Origin of the sequence: Pseudomonas sp. GR 6-02 (assembly GCF_001655615.1) — a bacterium.
Lineage (GTDB): Bacteria > Pseudomonadota > Gammaproteobacteria > Pseudomonadales > Pseudomonadaceae > Aquipseudomonas.
Genome location: NZ_CP011567.1, coordinates 3,671,998 through 3,690,616, shown reverse-complemented (window position 1 = coordinate 3,690,616; position 18,619 = coordinate 3,671,998). Strand labels below are relative to the sequence as shown.

Genomic DNA, 18,619 nt, shown 5'->3' with positions numbered 1-18,619 from the left:
TCGGACAACTTGCCTGGCATTCGGCCTGAGTGACAGGGCAACTGACCGGGGACTCGCTAGTTGGATAAATAAAGCTGATTAACATCAGTTGGTTAGCAAAGTTTTATGGCACTGCCCGAGGCGCAAGCGGGGCACCCGGCACGTTTATTGATGCCGCCGCTGACACCGTGGCCGGTCCGTAAAAGTTGTCAGTTTCTCCGGCCATCGTCCGGCTCGCGCGCATTGCGCCAGCCTCTGATGAGCAAAAATAATCAAAAGAACAGTGGAGCGGCCATGCAACAGATCAGATCGCAAGTGACCGAGCGCGACGGCTTGTTTGAGCTCGAAGCCGGCAGCGATGTCCTCGACAGTCCCCGATACAACCACGACATGGCTCCGACCAAGGTGCGCGAACGAACCTGGAACAAATGGCACATCACCGCGCTGTGGGTCGGCATGGCGATCTGCGTGCCGACTTACACCCTCGGCGGCGTACTCACGGCCTACTTCGGCCTGACCGTGGGCGAAGCGCTGCTGGCGATTCTGTTCGCCAATATCATTGTGCTGATCCCACTGACCCTGAACGCCTTCCCCGGCACCAAGTACGGCATTCCGTTTCCGGTATTGCTGCGCTCGTCCTTCGGCATTCTCGGTTCCAACATCCCGTGCCTGATCCGCGCCCTGGTGGCGTGCGGCTGGTTCGGCATCCAGACCATGTTCGGCGGGCTGGCGATTCACCTGTTTCTCGGCTCGGTGTTCGATGGCTGGAAGGCCCTCGGCGGTACCGGCGAGGTGATCGGCTTCATGCTGTTCTGGGCCTTGAACCTGTGGGTGGTGATTCGCGGCGCGGACTCGATCAAGTGGCTGGAAACCCTCTCGGCGCCGTTGTTGGTACTGGTGGGCGTGGGCCTGCTGGTGTGGGCTATGCCGAATGTATCGATGACCGAGTTGCTGGCGATCCCGGCCAAGCGTCCGGAAGGGGCCGGCGTGGCCAGTTATTTTGCCGCCGGGCTGACCGCCATGGTCGGCTTCTGGGCCACTTTGTCGCTGAATATTCCAGACTTCAGCCGCTACGCGAAAAGCCAGAAGGACCAGATCGTCGGGCAGATTATCGGTTTACCCCTGACCATGTTCCTGTTCGCCTCCCTCGGCGTGGTGATGACGGCCGCGTCGGTCAAACTGGTGGGTGTCACCGTCTCTGATCCGGTCACCCTGATCGGCCATATCCAGAGCCCGGTCTGGGTCGCACTGGCCATGGCGCTGATCATCATCGCCACCTTGTCCACCAACACTGCGGCCAACATCGTGTCGCCAACCAACGATTTCCAGAACGTCGCGCCCAAGTACATCAACCGCACCACGGCGGTGATGCTCACGGGGTTGGTCGGGTTGGCGCTGATGGCCCATGAACTGCTGAAAAAGCTCGGGCTGATTGTCTCGGATCTGAGCCTGGAGACGGTGTATTCCAACTGGTTGCTCGGCTATTCGAGCCTGCTGGGGCCGATCGCCGGGATCATGGTGGTGGACTATTTCCTGGTCAAGAAACAGCAACTGGATCTGGCCGGCCTCTATCGTGATGACGTGTACCCGGCGTGGAACGGGTTTGGCTTCATCGCGTTCGGCGTGCCGGTGGTGTTGACGCTGCTGTCGCTGGGCAGCGATGCCTTCAGCTGGTTCTACAGCTACGGCTGGTTCACCGGCTCGGCCTTGGGAGGGCTGATTTATTACGGGTTGAGTTCGATGCGGCCGAGTCCGACTGTCGTGAAATCTCCGGTGTGATGAGTGATCGTTCCCACGCTCTGCGTGGGAACGCAGCCAGGGACGCTCCGCGTTCCAGGAGCGGACGCAGAGCGTCCGGGGATGAATTCCCATGCGGGGCGTGGGAACTAGCGAAGAAACCGATAACAACTGCCTGAGGAGATCACCATGAACGCTGCTGTAGACGTTCTGCAATCCACCCATCAGCACATCAATCGCGACCGTCTGTGGCAGTCGCTCATGGACCTGGCCAAGCTCGGCGCGACGGTCAAGGGCGGTGTCTGCCGGCTGGCCCTGACTGACCTCGACCGCCAGGCGCGCGATATCTTCGTGAAGTGGTGCGAGGAGGCCGGTTGCACCGTCAGCATCGACGCTGTCGGCAACATCTTCGCCCGTCGTCCGGGGCGCAATCCGAACCTGCCACCGGTAATGACCGGCAGCCACATCGACACTCAGCCCACCGGCGGCAAGTTCGACGGTTGCTTCGGCGTGCTGGCCGGGGTCGAAGTCTTACGTACCCTCAACGACCTCGGCGTGGAAACCGAAGCGCCGCTGGAAGTGGTGGTCTGGACCAACGAGGAAGGCTCACGCTTCGCCCCGTGCATGATGGGCTCCGGCGTGTTCGCGGAAAAATTCACCCTCGAGGAAACCCTGGCCAAGGTCGATGCCGAGGGCGTGACTGTCGGCGAAGCCTTGAACGCCATCGGTTACGCCGGGCCGCGCCAGGTCAGTGGTCATGCCGTGGGAGCGTACTTCGAGGCGCACATCGAGCAAGGGCCGATTCTTGAGGACGAACACAAAACCATCGGCGTGGTGATGGGCGCGCTGGGGCAGAAATGGTTCGACTTGAAACTGCGCGGCGTCGAAGCCCACGCCGGTCCGACGCCAATGCACCTGCGCAAGGACGCGCTGGTCGGCGCCGCGGTGATCGTCGGCGCAGTCAATCGCGCAGCCCTCGGTCATCAACCCCACGCCTGCGGCACCGTCGGCTGCCTGCAAGCCTATCCCGGCTCGCGCAACGTGATTCCCGGCGAAGTGCGCATGACCCTGGACTTCCGTCATCTGGAACCGGCGCGACTCGACTCAATGATCGCCGAAGTCCGCGAGGTCATCGAAACCACCTGCGAGCAACACGGCCTGACCTTCGAACTGACACCCACCGCCGACTTCCCGCCGCTGTATTTCGACAAGGGCTGCGTCGAAGCGGTACGCGGTGCGGCTCAAGGGCTCGGTCTGTCGTACATGGACATCGTCAGTGGAGCAGGGCACGACGCAATCTTCCTCGCCGAACTCGGCCCGGCCGGGATGATCTTCGTGCCTTGTGAAGGTGGCATCAGCCACAACGAAATCGAAAACGCCGCGCCGGATGATCTGGCCGCCGGGTGCGCCGTGTTGTTGCGGGCGATGCTGGCGGCGTCGCAGGCGATTGCCAGTGGTAAGCAGGCGGCTTGACCACTGGCTTGGCGGGGATGCTCAACGGCGGGTTTGCAGCGCTTTGAACATCAGCATCCCCGCCAGCATGGCGATGGCGAACACCCAGGCTTGCCAGTGCCCCGTCGGCAACAACACCAGTGCCGGGCCGGGGCAGATGCCGGCAATACCCCAACCGATGCCGAAGAGCAGGCTGCCACCGATCAGGCGTCGGTCCAGCTCACGGCTGACCGGCAATTGCATAGGCGCACCCAGCAAGGATGTCGGTTGTTTCATGGCCCAGTGAAACGGCCCCCAAGCCACGGCAATGGCGCCGATCATGACCAGCGCCAGTGACGGATCCCACAGGCCGGCAATGTCCAGAAAACCCAGCACTTTGGCCGGATTCGCCATGCCGGCCAGCAACAGGCCGACGCCGAACAGCAGGCCGGCGAGGAAAGCGGTCAGTTTGCGCATGTTCAATACCCCAGCAGATGGCGCAGGACGAACACCGTCACGAAGCCTGTGAACATGAAGCTCAATGTCGCGGCAATGGAGCGCGGTGACAGGCGCGAGATACCGCACACGCCGTGACCACTGGTGCAGCCGGAGCCATAACGAGTGCCGATGCCGACGCACAATCCAGCGATGATCAGCCCCACCGTACCGGTTTTGAATTCGATGGTCGGCCACACATGAAACAGCGTCCAGACCAACGGTGCCGCCAACAGTCCGAGCAGGAACAGGGCTTTTTCACCTCGTCCTGAATCATTACGCTCAAGCAGGCTGCCCAACAGCCCGCTGATCCCGGCAACTCGCCCGTTGGCCACCACCATTACGCTCGCGGCGAGGCCAATCAGCGCTCCTCCCGTGAGGGCAGACCAGGGGGTGAAGTGAAGAGAATCAAACACCATGGCAACTCTCCGTATAGACAAAAAGCGGCACTAAACCACTCTTTCCCTATTGAGCATAGGGCTACTTTGGGAGGGCCACGGGTGCCGGGCTTTTTGCACTATCACAAACGTCTGCGGTCGTAATCTTCACTGGGCAGCGCGCAAAAGTGCCGCCGCAATTGTGGAGTTCCAATGAGCCAGGACGTCCTGAGCACTGAAACCAATCGCCGCCAGTTGCAGCAGATCATCGCCGGCCTGTCCGATGGGGTGATTCTGCTGGAGCTCGACCAGACCATTCTCTGGGCCAATGACGCCGCGCTGGCCATGCACGGTGTCAGCGAGATTGGCGAGTTGGGGGCCAATGCCGGGGAGTACGCCAAGCGTTTTGCCTTGCGTTATCGCAACAATCATCCGGTAGCGATCGAGAACTATCCGATCAGCCGCGTGGCCCATGGCGAGACGTTCAGCGATGTGATGGTGGAGGTGACGCAGCTGGAAAATGAAGAGCGCACCTGGGTTCACAGCGTGCGCAGCATGGTGCTGGCGGACCGTGCCGGTGAGCCGGAATCGTTGGTGCTGATCATGAACGACGTTACCGACTGGGCCAGCGCCGAGCAGCGCTTCGAGAAAACATTCAACGCCAACCCGGCCCCGGCCGTGATCTGCCGCCTCAGCGATTTGCGCTACATCAAGGTCAACCAGGGTTTCGTGGACATGACCGGCTATGCCCGGGATCAGGTGATCGGCGCTTCAACCTATGAACTGGATGTGCTGGAACGTGCCGAAAACAAGGATCTGGCCAAGCAGCGTCTGCGTGACGGCGCGACCATTCCGCAGATGCAGGCAGAACTGCAATTGGCCGACGGTGGCAGCAAGCAGGTGATCGTTGCCGGGCAACCGCTTGAGCTCAACGACGAAGCTTGCATGCTGTTTTCCTTCGTCGACATGGAGCTTCGGCACAAGGCCGAAATCGCCCTGCGCCAGAGCGAGGAACGGTTCGCCAAAGCGTTTCGCCTCACTCCGGTGCCGATCCTGGTGTGCCGCGCCGCGGACCAAGTAGTGATGGACGTCAACGAAGCCTTCCTGGAGTCCCTCGCATTTCCCAATGATGAAGTGCTCGGCAAGACCGTGGCGCAACTCGGCTTCATTGATGACGCGGGCGCTCGCACGCGACTGTTTGCGACCCTGGAGAAAAGCGGGCGCGTGGATCGTGTCGACGTCAGGGTGCGCAGGAAGGATGCCGGGCTGATTGATTGTGCGGTCTCGGCGGACACCGTGAACATTCAGGACGGCTCTTGCTATCTGCTGGTGTTGATGGACATCACCGAGCGCAAGCGCACCGAGTTGGAGTTGGTGTCGGCGATCGAAGAGGTGATGAAAGATGCGTCTTGGTTCAGCCGTACGCTGATCGAAAAACTCGCCAATGTGAAAAACGTCAATTCGCCGCAGTTGCCCAGTGTGTCGTTCACCGACCTGACCACCCGGGAGCGCGATGTGCTCGGCCTGATTTGTGAAGGCCTGGCCGACAAGGAGATCGCCGCGCGCCTGAAACTCGCGCCCAATACAGTGCGCAATCATGTGTCGACGGTGTACTCCAAGCTCGATGTGCATAGCCGTAGCGAGGCGATTGTCTGGGCTCGAGAACGAGGTCTGTTCTCCGGCGTGAAGCGGACCAAGGGGCAACGTTAAGGTGCAAATGCACTAGTGCGGGTGGTGCAATTTCATGTATTGATCAGATGGGGCTTTTTCTAGGCTGTCGGGGTGCGAGACGTGGCTTGGGCCCGGTATCGCGTCCTCTTCGATGCAGCTGAAGGAACAACCTCATGGGTGCGAAAAGAACAGGCGGGCAGTCGACGTTACGCTGTCGCCAAGGTGAGTCGGGATGAGTTACCTGGTGCAATTGCGTATGCGGTTGGAGCGGAGCTTTTTGCCGTTGGCCTGTGAGTGTGCGCTTGCCGGGGATAATTCGTTGACGGTGAAGCTTTACCATCCGGCGACAGGGCAGGTGGATCTGGTGGTCAGCGGGTTGAACGTGGCGACGCTCCGGACGCCGGAGGCAGTGGCGGCGTTGATTGAAGAGCTGCGCTATGAGCTTGAAAGCAGTGGTTTGAATCGATCCTCCGCTCTTTAGGCGTCATATCCCGCAGGCCTGCGGTAATGGAATGGTCGCAGTCTTTCTGGCATTGGCGGGTAGCTAAGCTATAAGGAATGCGAGGGTATTTCTTTTCTGTGACAGGGCCGCGGGTTCGCGGGATGGTTTTCGAGTCGCGGAAAATGTCGATTACTTACCGCGGGTCAGCCTATGAACAATTTTTGGAAATGTGCTTTTTCACCACTGTCGCTCGCACTCTGCATGGCGATTCTCGGTGGTTGCGCCAGTCCGCCGCCTCCACCCCCGGCCGCGCCGCCACCGACACCGGTTCGTACCTGTTCGACCACCGAAAGCACGGATGTGCAGGGTGATATGAGGGCTGAAGGCCAGGTGACCCGAACCACGACCTTGACCCGTTGCGTCACTCAGTAAACCGGGTCTGGTGTACCGCCAGAAGCGCCCGGGCGACTGGCGGTGTATGACCTGAGCGTCGGTTCAGACTTCCTCGATCCTGACCCAGCGCGACTCCCGTGCCGCCAGACGAATCGCCGTCGCCAGGCGTTCGACTTCCCACGCCTGCTCGAAATCCGTGCCATCCTGGCCGAGGCCGGCCAACGCCATCACCAACTCATGCACTTCAAGGGTCTTGAGTTCGTTGTAACCCAACTGGTGCCCCGGCGCCGGGCTGAAGGCGGCATAACCCGGCAAATCCGGGCCTGCCAGCAGCCGTTGGAAGCCGCCTTGCCCGGCACGATACAGCCGCAGTTCATTCAAGCGTTCCTGATCGAACGCCAGGGTGCCTTGGGTGCCGCTGATTTCAAAACTCAGGTGATTCTTGTAACCGTGTTTGAGCCAGCTGCTGCTGAACGTCCCTCGCGCGCCATTGGCGAACCGCAGCAACGCGTGGACCTGATCGTCGACCGCGACCTCGCGTCGCTCCTGACCACCCGCCGTCAAGGGGCGTTGCGCATGTACAGTCTGGGTATCCGCGCACACCGCCTCGACGTCGCCCAGCAGATGACGGGCCATGGCCAGCAAATGACTGCCCAGGTCCGCCAGGGCGCCGCCGGCGTAATTTGCGTCGCAGCGCCAGGACCAGGGTGAAACGGGATCGGCCATGAAGTCTTCGCTGAACTCGCCCTGGAAACTGATGATCTGCCCCAGCGCGCCGTTTTGAATCAAATCCCGAGCCAGGCCGATGATCGGGTTGTGCTGATAGTTGTAACCCACCCGCGTCACCACGCCTGCGGCTTTGGCTGCAAGGCGCATGGTACTGGCCTGCTCGAGGCTCACCGCCAGCGGCTTTTCGCAATACACCGGTTTACCGGCGGCGATGGCAGCCATGGCCATGGGGTAGTGCAGATGATTGGGGGTGGTGATGGCGATCAGGTTGACCTTGGGGTCATCGATCAGCTGTTGCCAGTCGTTGTGAGCAGCATCGAAGCCCCAGGCATCGGCGCAGTGGCGGGCGCGCTGCGGGTCGGCGTCGGCAAGGGCGGCGAGTTTGAGCTTCAGCGGCAATTCAAAAACAGCGCTGACATTGCGAAAGGCCAGGGCGTGGGCGCGGCCCATGAAACCTGTGCCGATGAGTCCGATACCGAGTTCGCGCATAGCCGGGGTCCTTTGGATTTTTATTTTCAGGAGGGCTATTTATGGAATAAAAATTCGTAACATGCAATAAAGTGGAATAAATATTCTTTTTCTTGGCGAGGTCAGGAAGCGCTGAGAATGGCTACACCGCCTTGCGTCATTGCCTACAACAACGCCGGAATCTGCCGGCTTGTGCGTCTTGTTAGCGGCCTCTATCGTTTCCAGGTGTGCAGATCAGCGACAAATCGCGGGCTTTGATGACGGGACAGACACCACAGACTATATTGGCCACTAATTAATCAAGTTTGAGCGATGCAACCAAGCTCGAATAGAGGTGGCTATGTCGAAGGATCTCGAAAAAACGGCCTATGTTTTTGTTGATGGTGACCGTCACGAAGCTAAGGTTGTACGTGATTCTGCAGGATTCCAGCACGGCGGCATTGTCCGGCTAACGAATGGCAAAATCGTTAGCGGTCGTACCGGTGCTGCCGGAATAAACGCCGAGAAGACATACGGACTTATCGCAGCAGCGGTTGCAAAGAGTGGATCAGGAGTAATGCTGGATATGGATAGAGAGGGACACAAAGCATCGACTGGGACTGGCTGGGTCATGGTTGGTTCTAACGGTAGCAGGCTATCAGCCGCCACTTGTGCTTCGGTACGTATCGATGAATACGCTACTGAAATGCTCAAGGATCCGGACAAGGTTCGGGAGTTCTTCAAACGTGTGAATGGCGAAACCAAGGCTCGCTGATGTATTGCATTTCTCCTTCTTTTGTTCTTGGTTTCCATGGGTGTGAGCGAGAAGTTGGGGAGCGTGTGCTGGCTGGAGAAGCAACACTCCTTGATAGCACTAATGACTATGATTGGCTTGGTCGCGGCGCCTATTTTTGGGAAAACAACCCGCAGCGCGCGTTAAGTTTTGCGACCAATGCACAAAAACGGAGCTCTATCAAAAATCCATTCGTGATTGGGGCAGTGATTGACTTGGGGCGTTGCCTGGATTTCACAACTGAGAGTGCGTTGCGTGAAATCCGTCAGACCTACCTCTGGCTTGAAGCCGCCTCAAAAGAAGAAGGCGGTCAACCTCTTAAGAAAAATAGTCAGTATCTACGTCGTTTGGATTGTCAGGTCATTGATGCGTTGCATACCTTCCGGGAGCTTACAGAGGCACCTGCGTATGATTCCGTTCGTTCACCATTCTGGGAGGGCGAATGTCTTTATCCTGATACAGACTTTATGCATGAAACGCATGTTCAGCTGGCGATCCGTAACGTAAAGAGTATCAAGGGCTATTTTAGAGTTCTGGATTTGACAGGTAAGCCGGTTGAGTTTGTGCGGGGTGAATAGTGCCGTCTCTGGCCCAGTCCCATCTATCAAACGATTACCTGACACCCGATGCATCTCAGAAACAGGCGAGAGTCTTCCACGAGCCCTCCGATCAAACACCAAAGGCAGCCCTGAGGCTGCCTTCGGTTTATTCGCAAAACCGAATCAGGACAGAAACCCGCCATCCACATTCAGCGAAACCCCGGTCGTATAGCTGGAAGCATCACTCGCCAGGTACAACACCGCACCGGCCATTTCACTCGGATCTGCCACGCGCTTGAGTGGAATCTGCTGCAGCGCGGTTTTCAGAATCGCATCGTTCTTCACCAGCGCCGATGCAAACTTGGTATCCGTCAGACCCGGCAGCAGGGCGTTGCAGCGAATGCCGAACTGCGCGCATTCCTTGGCGAACACCTTGGTCATGTTGATCACCGCTGCCTTGGTCACCGAGTAGATGCCCTGGAAGATCCCCGGCGAGATGCCGTTGATCGAGGCGACGTTGATGATGCTGCCGCCACCGTGTTCGCGCATCAGCTTGCCGGCTTCCACCGACATGAAGAAGTAGCCGCGAATGTTCACGTCGACGGTTTTCTGGAAGGCGCTGAGGTCGGTGTCCAGCACGTTGCAGAACTGCGGGTTGGTCGCGGCGTTGTTGACCAGGATGTCCAGGCGCCCGAATTGTTCGCGGATGGCGGCGAAGACCTGGGTGATCTGTTCCATCTCACCGATGTGGCAGGCAATGGCGGTGGCCTTGCCGCCGGCGGCGATGATCGCGTCGGCGACGTGCTGGCAGCCGTCGAGCTTGCGGCTCGAAACGATCACGTGGGCACCTTGCTGCGCCAGCAGTTTGGCGATGGCTTCACCGATGCCGCGACTGGCACCTGAGACGAAAGCGATCTTGCCGTCGAGGTCGAACAACTGAGTCTTGGACATGATTTTTCCTTGTTATGGGGCCTGATCAGAGGCTGGATTTCTGAATGACCTGCAAGCTCATCTGCTCCAGCAGTTTGTTCATGTGAATGAACTGTGCGAAGCGTTTGTCCTGGGTCTGACCATGGAAGAAGCGGTAGTAGATCTGCTGCACGATGCCGGCCAGACGGAACAGGCCGTAGGTGTAGTAGAAGTCGAAATTGTCGATCTGGATGCCTGAGCGCTCGGCGTAGTAATCGACGAATTCGCGGCGGGTGAGCATGCCGGGGGCGTGGCTTGGCTGGCGGCGCATCAGTTGCACCGGTGCCGGGTCGTCGGCTTCGATCCAGTAGGCGAGGGTGTTGCCCAGGTCCATCAGCGGGTCACCGAGGGTGGTCAGCTCCCAATCCAGCACGCCGATGATCTGCATCGGGTTGTTCGGGTCGAGGATCACGTTGTCGAAGCGGTAATCGTTGTGGACGATGCTCGACGTCGGGTGATCGGCTGGCATTTTGTCGTTGAGCCAGGCCTTTACCGCTTCCCACTTCGGCGCGTCCGGGGTCAGGGCCTTCTCGTAGCGCTCGCTCCAGCCTTTGATTTGCCGCGCGACATAACCTTCGGGTTTACCGAGATCACCCAGGCCATAAGCCTTGTAGTCGACCCGGTGCAGTTCGACGAACTTGTCGATGAAGCTCTTGCACAGGGTTTCGGTCTTCGCTGAATCAAGACCCAGTTCCGGTGGCAGTTCGGCGCGCAGGATGATGCCCTTGACCCGTTCCATCACATAGAACTCGGCGCCGATCACCGAATCGTCAGTGCAGTGCACGTAGGCTTTGGGGCAATAGGGAAAACCGTCCCGCAGCTGATTGAGGATGCGAAATTCACGGCCCATGTCGTGGGCGGACTTGGCTTTGTGGCCGAACGGCGGCCGACGCAGGACGAATTCCTGTTCGGGGTATTCCAGCAGGTAAGTCAGGTTCGACGCACCGCCCGGAAACTGGCTGATCACAGGCAAACCACTCAGACCCGGAATGTGCGCCTTGAGGTATGGATCGATCAGGCTGGCATCGAGTTCTTCGCCAGAGCGGATACGGGTGGACTGGTCAGTAAGCGCCATGCTTATCCCTTCTGCTTATTTTGGAGGCCAGACATCATTGGCTAATCTAATGGCGCGCCGGGGTGGCCACAAGCGCGGCACGGTCTTATAGGTTAGCGTGTTGCCGGATAATCAGCGTTCCTGATGTGCGCGAACAGGCGCGGCGGACTATGGTTCAGGGAGCGTCGCTTCCAGGAAGGAGATTCAACATGGGCTGTCCGCAAGTTTGCGCCACCGCGACCCTGCAATGCAGTTTCGGCGCGGCGCCGGCGGTACTCAACGTGCTGCCAGTGAACCGCACAATGACCGGGGGCATGCCGGCGGCGAACATCATGGACCACATTCCGTTGGTGAACGTCATGCCGTTCGGCACGTGCATGAGCATGGCCAACCCGATGGTCGCGGCCGCCACCGCCGCGGCGCTTGGCGTGCTGACGCCGATGCCGTGCATCCCGGCCACCGCCACCCCGTGGATCCCCGGCGGCGCGCCGACCCTACTGCTGGGCGGCATGCCGGCCATCGATGCCAACAGCACCTTGATGTGCAACTGGGCCGGAGTGATCAAAATCGTGATGCCGGGGCAAATGCAGATGCTGATTCCCTGATCGCCACAACCTCTGTAGCAGCTGGCGAAGCCTGCGTTCGGCCGTAGCAGCTGTCGAGCAGCGCGAGGCTGCGTTCGGCTGCGAAGCAGTCGTAAAACCTGAGACTGCGGTACATCAGGCAGACCGCATCAGCCGGACTTGCGACTGCTTCGCAGCCGAACGCAGCCTCGCGCTGCTCGGCAGCTGCTACAGAACTTAGGCTTGAGCAGGATCGCTCCAGCGCCTGAACCACCAGCGCACTCGTGAGATCGGCTTGCCGTCGGCGTCCAATGGTCGTCCGTCGCTGGCGAAGCCCTGTTCCGGTTCCAGCAATTGACCGTTGAGATACCGAGCCTCGACGGCCGGCTTGCCGTTGGGATGAAAGCGTTGATAGCGCCCGTCGCGTACACCGTCGCGGTAAAACTCGACCTCCGCCAGTTGCCCATCGGGAAAGTAATTGAACGCCTCGCCATGCAACAGCCCCCGGTGGTAAGTCGCCTTGCGCTGCAGACTGCCTTCGGGGGCATAGAAACTGGCAACCCCCTGCAGCTTGTCATGGACAAATGGCAGCTGCGCCGAGACCTTGCCATTGGGGTGGTAGAGCAGGGTGGTGCCTTGCAGCTCGCCCCGGTTGTAGTGCAAATCAGCCTGCGCGCGCCCGTCATCCTTGATGTGCAGCGCACCGTCGAGCTGGCCATCGAGCAGGCGCCCTTTGAGCTGTTTATCGTTCTGTTGCAAATCCAGCGGCGTGATGGCCATGGGTTCTCCTTGTCAGTTGACCTGCACCAGACCCCCCTTGATGGTCAGCATGCCGCCGCCATCCACGGTCTGCGAAGCGGCACCCTTGTTGGTCAGGCTGATCCCGGCATCGTTGGTCATCGTCGTGCCGGCCTTGTTCTCCAATGAGGTACCAGCCTGATTGCTCATAGAGGTCCCGGCCTTCTGGCTGATCGAAGTACTGGCCTCGGCCGCCAGATCGGCGCCGCTCTTGATCGCGAAACTGCCTCCGCTTTGCAGGGTCAGGGTGCCGGTCACTTTGATGGTCAGGTTGCCGTCCACCGTCAGGCTGTAATCTCCGGTGACCTTGTGCGTGTAATTGCCGCCGGTACTGTGGGTCTGGTCAGCGCCCACGGTCACCGTGCGGCTGTCCTTCACATCGAGCGTGTCGCTGCCGGTCTGGATGGTCACGCTGCGTTTGCCTTTCTCCAGGGTCACGGTCTCGTCGCCGTCCTTCACCGTGCGCGTGCGAGCGTTCTGCACGGTCAGGGTTTCATCGTGGCCGACCGTGGCGGTGGTGTCGTTGAGCACGTTGATCTTCAGGTCTTTCTGCGCCTGCAAAAACACCTCTTCGGCGTCTTTCTTGTCCTCGAAGCGCAACTCGTTGAAACCGCCGCCGCCCTTGGACGATTGGGTCTTGATTCCCGACTGGGTCTGATTCGCCGGCAGCGCATAGGGCAGCGCGTTGTCACCGTTGTAGACGCAGCCGGTTACCAGCGGTCGATCCGGATCGCCATCGATAAAGGTCACGATCACTTCCTGGCCGATGCGCGGCACGAACTGCATGCCGAAGCCCTTGCCGCTCCAGGGCAATACAACTCGCACCCAACAGGAACTGGTTTCGTCGTTCTTGCCGTCGCGGTCCCAAGGGAACTGCAACTTGATCCGGCCGTATTCGTCGGTCCAGATTTCTTCGCCCGACTTGCCGACGACAATTGCCGTTTGCGGGTGCATGCGCGGTTTGGGGGTGATGCGTTCCGGGCGGTACGGCGTGGCCTTGGGGATTGCCTCGAAGCGATTGCGATAGCTGTCGTGACTGGCGTCATGTGTCACCGCCGTCACCACCCAATCGATGTTCAATGTTGAATCATCGTGCCCGGCGAGGGTGAACCAGTGCCCCGGCACCAGCCAGCGGCAGTCGCTTTCACCGACAAAGCGTTTCTCCTGACTGCGCAAGCCGTCGACCCGCTGCTTGGTCAATGCATCGCCGCGCGCCTTGGCGTTGTAGCCGCCCGGATGCTCATACATCGAACGCGGCCCGGCCACCGCTTCGGCTTGGCCGTACAGCGATGTGGTCGGGGTGGTGAATTCATAATCCGTCGACCGATACACACCAGCCACGGCCTGAACGCAGACCTGCCCGGAGCGAATGCCATGCAATTCACGCTCGCCCAACTGCTGGCCGAGATAGCTGACCTTCGGCCCGTTGGGGATCGGTACGAACGCGTCGTTGCTGTCGCCCAGCACCAGCGTGTGCTTGCCGTCCTCGTGGGTGAAAAACCAGAAAATCCCTTCTTCCTCCAGCAACCGCGAGACGAACGCGAAATCGGTTTCGCCGTACTGCACGCAGTATTCGCGCGGGGTGTAACTGCCGGTGAGTGAGAGCTTGAAGTCGGTGAAGGCGTGGGCCTTGAAAATCGTGGTGACGATGTCCGAGGTGCTGAGGTTCTGGAACACGCGGTTGTTGCTGGCAAGGGTCAGCCACCAGAGCCATGGCCGTAGTACAAGCTGATAGCGCTCGGCGGTGGCGTCGGCGGGGAGTTGTCGGATTTCGGCGACCAGCGCGTCCAGCGGGCGGGTGAGGGCGTCGTTGTGCAGGGTGGCGGTGACGTGGGTGGCGACGGCGGTGGTCAGGGTGAGCGAGGAGCCGTCGTTGAGGCCGTTGAGAATTTGCGAGCCGAGCTGGTTGAGGGCCTCTTCGCCGGAAAGGGATTCAGGGTAAAGCGCCGACAGCGAGGCGGCGGTGAGGGAAAGGCTGGTGGTGGCATCGACGGAGCGGGGCATCAAGTAGCCTCAGGTGGTCAATGAATCAGCTTCGCAGCGAACCATTCTTGGCGCGGCGGCATCAACTAAGCTTAAGTCCGGCCAATGAGCAGCGTTCATCTATTGAAGTGTCTGATATGAAACTAATTCTCGACTTGATAAGGTTGTAGAAGTCGCGTTTGCTGAGGCCGAATACCTCAGTGCTACCCTTGGTTTTTCTGCTGCGGGCCATGATGGTCCGAATCACAAGATCGTTGATCTGATTGGCCGATAACTCGTCAAACATTAAGGTGAACAATACGGCTAATTGGTTGGCGTCTGCCAGATTTATGTTGGTGTTGTTTTCAGTAATGGCATATTCCTGATAGGTGTTCTGATAGTTGAGTGTCAGACGCTGTTTGATGGGAATATAGTGGTTCAGGGCAGAAATACTGGCCACCACCACGGCGATACCATCGGGAACTTGAGCATTCCAGGGTAAATGGGCCATGGGTGCCGGTTTCTTTTTAGTGGGAACCGGTTTTCCTGAGGTAGGATTGACTGTCATGGCGGTGAAGTTGTAAGTGGCAGCACCGACAATCATCACTCCGTTGTCACTGGTGCCCAGTGCCAATACACTTTTGTATTGCGTGCCTAATGCACCGCTGGCGTCGAGGATAGGAGAAAGGTCATCCCTGATGTCTGGGTCCATTACCTGATAGATATGATCCGTAACAGTAGGGTTGTCGTCCCCGCCTAATGAATAAATGAACTGATCGGCGATATAACAGAAATCTTCGTCTTTGACGTGTATATGCAACCGTTCACCAACATATTCGACCTCGGTAACCTCTTTTAATAACTGCAGGTTGTGAGTTTCGCAAAGCTTGATGATCTTTGCATTCCTGGCCCCAGGCAGTACTGCTCCCGTGAATTCGGAGCCGCCGGGGCGGGCAAGCCAGTTCATCTTTGGCGAGTGTTTGCTGGCAATATCGACCACCCAGGCGGCGGTGGCGCTACCGCCGTAGATAGCGCGGTCAATATTGGGAACTTGTTGCTCCTCGTCTTCAAGAAATTCGATACCTTCGATAACTTGTGAGTATTCAACACCGGGCGCAGGTGTTCCTGTTATTTTGGGCGGTTTACGTTGGGCGCCAATGCCGGTGGCAATCACTATTTTTTCAACGATTAAGGCATGCGAGGTATCAAACCAGGCGACGTAATTTCCTGGTTGGGTGAGTGACTTGGATATCCGCCGTACCTTGCGTGAAGGATTGTGACCGTAGCGACTACCTTTGACGATTTCACTGACGCCTTGCTGAAAAACACCTGAGGAGAGGAAGTTGTCCAGGCTCATTTCACCATTGGCAACCGTGAACGACGGTGGTGGAGAACCCGGTAAGTGCAGGAGGTGGGCGGGCTGGCCCATGGGGTGTTCTACGAGTTTTGCCCATAGTCCATCCTCACCGACAACTACAGTTTTATAGCCATCGGATGAGGTGTTCAGGAACACTGCAGCGGAAACGCCTGCGCCTATTATCAGTCGGGTCGGCATGATGACTTACCTCATATTGGCTGCACTACCTTCATCGAAAAATAACCAGCACAGCACATGGCAACTGCTTCCTCTGCTATGCGACATCTTCGGGTTTACACTTTGCTCCTGTTTACACAAGAGAGTCAGTCGTCCGGGAGTTACTCCAACACCCACTCCGCCAACTTCCCCGTCACCTGCGTCATCAACACATTCTCGACATCCCTCGCACCCGCCGCACTGCACTTGGCCAACACCGCCTGCACAATCCCGGCATCGAACTCAAACTGTTTCCCGGTCGCAGCCTTGTACCGGCCGCGCAATTTCTCCAGCTTCGCCAGCACAATCCCTTCCAGCGTCGCTTCATCCAGTGGCCGATACGCCACCACCGTCATGCGCGCCAGAAACGCCGGGCGAAAGGCTTTCAGCAGCACGTGATGCAGCGCTTCGTTGAAGGCATCGGTGCCCAGTTGCGCGGTCGGTGTGTCGAGCAGCAACTCAGCCCCGACGTTGCTGGTGGCGAGCATTACGGTGTTTTTGAAGTCCACCACCAGCCCGGTGCCGTCTTCCATCACGCCTTTGTCGAAGACGTTGTAGAAGGCTTCGAGCACGTCCGGATGGGCCTTTTCGATTTCGTCGAGCAGCACCACCGAATAGGGTTTGCGCCGCACCGCTTCGGTGAGTACACCGCCGCTGCCGTAGCCGACGTAGCCGGGTGGGGCGCCTTTGAGTTGGCTGACGGTGTGGGCTTCCTGGTATTCGGAAAGGTTGATGCTGATCAGGTTGCGTTCGCCGCCATACAGCGCGTCGGCCAGGGCGTAAGCGGTTTCGGTCTTTCCGACGCCGGTGGGGCCGACCAGCAGGAACACGCCGACCGGTTTTTGCGGGTCGGTGAGGCCGGCGCGGTAGGCTTGCAGGCGTTGGGCGATGGTGTTCAACGCAGTGCTTTGGCCCATCACCCGCAGTCCCATGCGCTGGCCGAGGGTGCGCACGGCGTGGGCTTCGTCGGCGAGCATCTTGCCCACCGGGATGCCGGTCCATCCGGCGATCACGGCGGCCACGGTTTTGCCGTCGACCTGTTCCGGCACCAGCGGATCGTCCTGGCGAATGGCATCCAGCCCAGCCTCCAGGCGCACCAGTTCGGCGGCCAGATGATCGATGTGGCTGTCGGTGGCTTCGTCCGGTTTGTCGTTGTCGGCGCGTTCGCTCAAGGCGAGTAATTCGCGACGGGTTTCCAGCAGTTCGCGCACGGCGACCCGTTCTTCGTTCCAACGGGTTTCCAGCTCGCGAATGGCCTGCACGTTACCCACGGATTCGGTTTCCAGCAGGGTGATGCGTTCACGGTGATCGAGCCCGGTGGCCTGTTCGCGACGCAGGCGTTCGACTTCCTCCTTGAGGCTCTGCTGACGATGGCGCAGGCTTTCCAGCGGTGGCGGCACGTCGTGCTGGCCGAGGGCGACCCGGGCGCACGCGGTGTCGAGCACGCTGATGGCCTTGTCCGGTAACTGGCGCCCGGAGATGTAGCGGTGGGACAGTTTCACCGCTTCATGGATCGCCGCGTCCAGCACCTGCACGCCGTGATGCTGTTCCAGTTTCGCAGCCACGCCACGGAGCATTTCCACAGCGGTGATTTCGTCCGGTTCCTCGACTTGCACCAACTGAAATCGCCGGGCGAGGGCGGGGTCTTTTTCGAAGTATTTTTTGTACTCAAGCCAGGTGGTCGCGGCCAGGGTGCGCAACTCGCCACGGGCCAGCGCCGGTTTGAGCAGGTTGGCCGCGTCGCTGCCGCCTTCCGCGCCGCCAGCACCAATCAGGGTGTGGGCTTCGTCGATGAACAGAATGATCGGTTTGTCGGCGCTGCGCACCGCGTCGATCACGCCTTTGAGGCGCTGCTCGAACTCGCCCTTGACCCCGGCGCCAGCTTGCAACAGACCGAGGTCGAGTACCCGCAGGCTGACTTCCTGCAACGACGGCGGCACATCGCCGGCGGCAATGCGCAACGCCAGGCCTTCGACCACCGCCGTTTTGCCCACCCCCGGTGCGCCGACCAGGATCGGGTTGTTCTGCCGACGGCGCAGCAGGATGTCGATGCACTGACGAATCTCGCCGTCGCGGCCGACGATGGGGTCGATGCGCCCGGCGTGGGCATCGGCGGTCAGGTCCTGGGTGAACTGGTCGAGCACCGAATCCTGTTTCGGTTGCGGATGGCCGGCACTGACCGGCCGCGTGCCGCCAACGTGTTCGCGCGAGTTTTCGGTCCACTCCAGCAAATTACTGCGCAAGGCTTCCCGTGGAATTTTCAACAGCGACGAGGCGCTATTGAGCAGCAGGCTGCGACGTTCATCACGGTCGAGCAGGGCCAGTAGCAGCAAACCGGAGCGGATGCTCTCCAGGCCAAGCACACTGGCCTGAACCACCGCGTCTTCAAGCAGGCCGATGGTGTGCGCCGAAAGCGCCGGGGTGCGGGTGCTGCCGGATTTGAACAGTTCCAGGGCCTTGTTGATTTCCGCCGTCAGGGCATCGCGCTCCAGTCCGAAACGCGGCAGCAGCCAGGCGAAGTCACCGCCCTCGATGTCCAGCAACTCCAGCAGCAAGTGTTCGATTTCGACGTAATGATGACCCCGTTGCAGGCAGCGCTGCGCGGCCCGTTCGAGGGCGCGGCGGTTGTCCGGGTTGAGGCGTCCGATCAGACTGGCCAGTTCCATG

Annotated in this window: 16 protein-coding genes; 7 read left to right on the top strand and 9 right to left on the bottom strand. The window is 59.6% G+C overall.

The window, feature by feature from the left end:
• Window positions 1–273 precede the first annotated feature (273 nt).
• A complete protein-coding gene (locus PGR6_RS16120; RefSeq protein WP_064618284.1) occupies window positions 274–1,758 on the top strand; it encodes an NCS1 family nucleobase:cation symporter-1 in 1,485 nt (494 codons plus the stop codon).
• Window positions 1,759–1,905: 147 nt separating this feature from the next.
• Window positions 1,906–3,189 carry a Zn-dependent hydrolase gene (locus PGR6_RS16115; protein ID WP_064618282.1) on the top strand — a complete coding sequence of 428 codons (1,284 nt, stop codon included), beginning with the start codon at window positions 1,906–1,908 and terminating at the stop codon, window positions 3,187–3,189.
• 21 nt (window positions 3,190–3,210) lie between these two features.
• Here the strand turns inward: PGR6_RS16115 and PGR6_RS16110 are convergent, their stop codons facing one another.
• Window positions 3,211–3,624: a DUF6691 family protein gene (locus PGR6_RS16110; protein WP_018929681.1), complete on the bottom strand. Its 414-nt coding sequence runs from the start codon at window positions 3,622–3,624 to the stop codon at window positions 3,211–3,213.
• Between the two features lie 2 nt (window positions 3,625–3,626).
• The gene (locus PGR6_RS16105; protein ID WP_064618280.1) at window positions 3,627–4,061 is read right to left on the bottom strand and encodes a YeeE/YedE family protein; all 435 of its coding nucleotides are present in this window, start codon (window positions 4,059–4,061) and stop codon (window positions 3,627–3,629) included.
• 171 nt (window positions 4,062–4,232) lie between these two features.
• Between PGR6_RS16105 and PGR6_RS16100 the strand changes: the two genes are divergently transcribed.
• Window positions 4,233–5,729 carry a helix-turn-helix transcriptional regulator gene (locus PGR6_RS16100; RefSeq protein WP_064618278.1) on the top strand — a complete coding sequence of 499 codons (1,497 nt, stop codon included), beginning with the start codon at window positions 4,233–4,235 and terminating at the stop codon, window positions 5,727–5,729.
• A 193-nt stretch (window positions 5,730–5,922) separates the two neighbouring features.
• Window positions 5,923–6,171 carry a DUF1652 domain-containing protein gene (locus PGR6_RS16095; protein ID WP_064618276.1) on the top strand — a complete coding sequence of 83 codons (249 nt, stop codon included), beginning with the start codon at window positions 5,923–5,925 and terminating at the stop codon, window positions 6,169–6,171.
• A gap of 456 nt (window positions 6,172–6,627) precedes the next feature.
• On the opposite strand, the gene PGR6_RS16090 is transcribed toward PGR6_RS16095, so the two are convergent.
• On the bottom strand, window positions 6,628–7,743 hold the full coding sequence (locus PGR6_RS16090) for a Gfo/Idh/MocA family protein (RefSeq protein WP_064618274.1): 1,116 nt from the start codon (window positions 7,741–7,743) through the stop codon (window positions 6,628–6,630).
• Between the two features lie 319 nt (window positions 7,744–8,062).
• Between PGR6_RS16090 and PGR6_RS16085 the strand changes: the two genes are divergently transcribed.
• Both PGR6_RS16085 and PGR6_RS16080 read left to right on the top strand, forming a co-directional pair.
• Window positions 8,063–8,476: a hypothetical protein gene (locus PGR6_RS16085; RefSeq protein ID WP_019648913.1), complete on the top strand. Its 414-nt coding sequence runs from the start codon at window positions 8,063–8,065 to the stop codon at window positions 8,474–8,476.
• Window positions 8,476–9,072, top strand: coding sequence for a hypothetical protein (locus tag PGR6_RS16080; RefSeq protein WP_064618272.1), 597 nt, complete (start codon window positions 8,476–8,478; stop codon window positions 9,070–9,072). Before PGR6_RS16085 ends, PGR6_RS16080 begins: the two co-directional genes overlap by 1 nt.
• 144 nt (window positions 9,073–9,216) lie before the next feature.
• Here the strand turns inward: PGR6_RS16080 and PGR6_RS16075 are convergent, their stop codons facing one another.
• The gene (locus PGR6_RS16075; protein WP_019579368.1) at window positions 9,217–9,984 is read right to left on the bottom strand and encodes an SDR family oxidoreductase; all 768 of its coding nucleotides are present in this window, start codon (window positions 9,982–9,984) and stop codon (window positions 9,217–9,219) included.
• A gap of 25 nt (window positions 9,985–10,009) precedes the next feature.
• Complete coding sequence (locus tag PGR6_RS16070) at window positions 10,010–11,077, bottom strand: phosphotransferase family protein (protein ID WP_064618270.1); 1,068 nt, start codon at window positions 11,075–11,077, stop codon at window positions 10,010–10,012.
• Between the two features lie 188 nt (window positions 11,078–11,265).
• Here PGR6_RS16070 and PGR6_RS16065 point away from each other — a divergent pair, with 188 nt between their 5' ends.
• Window positions 11,266–11,661, top strand: coding sequence for a DUF4280 domain-containing protein (locus PGR6_RS16065; RefSeq protein WP_018929674.1), 396 nt, complete (start codon window positions 11,266–11,268; stop codon window positions 11,659–11,661).
• A gap of 195 nt (window positions 11,662–11,856) precedes the next feature.
• On the opposite strand, the gene PGR6_RS16060 is transcribed toward PGR6_RS16065, so the two are convergent.
• The 4 genes from PGR6_RS16060 to tssH all read right to left on the bottom strand — a co-directional run bounded on the left by PGR6_RS16060 (window position 11,857) and on the right by tssH (window position 18,618).
• Window positions 11,857–12,399: a toxin-antitoxin system YwqK family antitoxin gene (locus PGR6_RS16060; protein WP_064618268.1), complete on the bottom strand. Its 543-nt coding sequence runs from the start codon at window positions 12,397–12,399 to the stop codon at window positions 11,857–11,859.
• 12 nt (window positions 12,400–12,411) lie between these two features.
• Window positions 12,412–14,421, bottom strand: a complete 2,010-nt coding sequence (tssI, locus tag PGR6_RS16055) for a type VI secretion system Vgr family protein (RefSeq protein ID WP_064618266.1) — start codon at window positions 14,419–14,421, stop codon at window positions 12,412–12,414.
• Window positions 14,422–14,482: 61 nt separating this feature from the next.
• Window positions 14,483–15,934, bottom strand: a complete 1,452-nt coding sequence (locus PGR6_RS16050) for a hypothetical protein (RefSeq protein ID WP_064618264.1) — start codon at window positions 15,932–15,934, stop codon at window positions 14,483–14,485.
• A gap of 140 nt (window positions 15,935–16,074) precedes the next feature.
• Entirely contained in the window at window positions 16,075–18,618 is a 2,544-nt protein-coding gene (gene tssH, locus PGR6_RS16045) for a type VI secretion system ATPase TssH (RefSeq protein ID WP_064618262.1), read from the bottom strand.
• Window position 18,619: the final 1 nt, after the last annotated feature.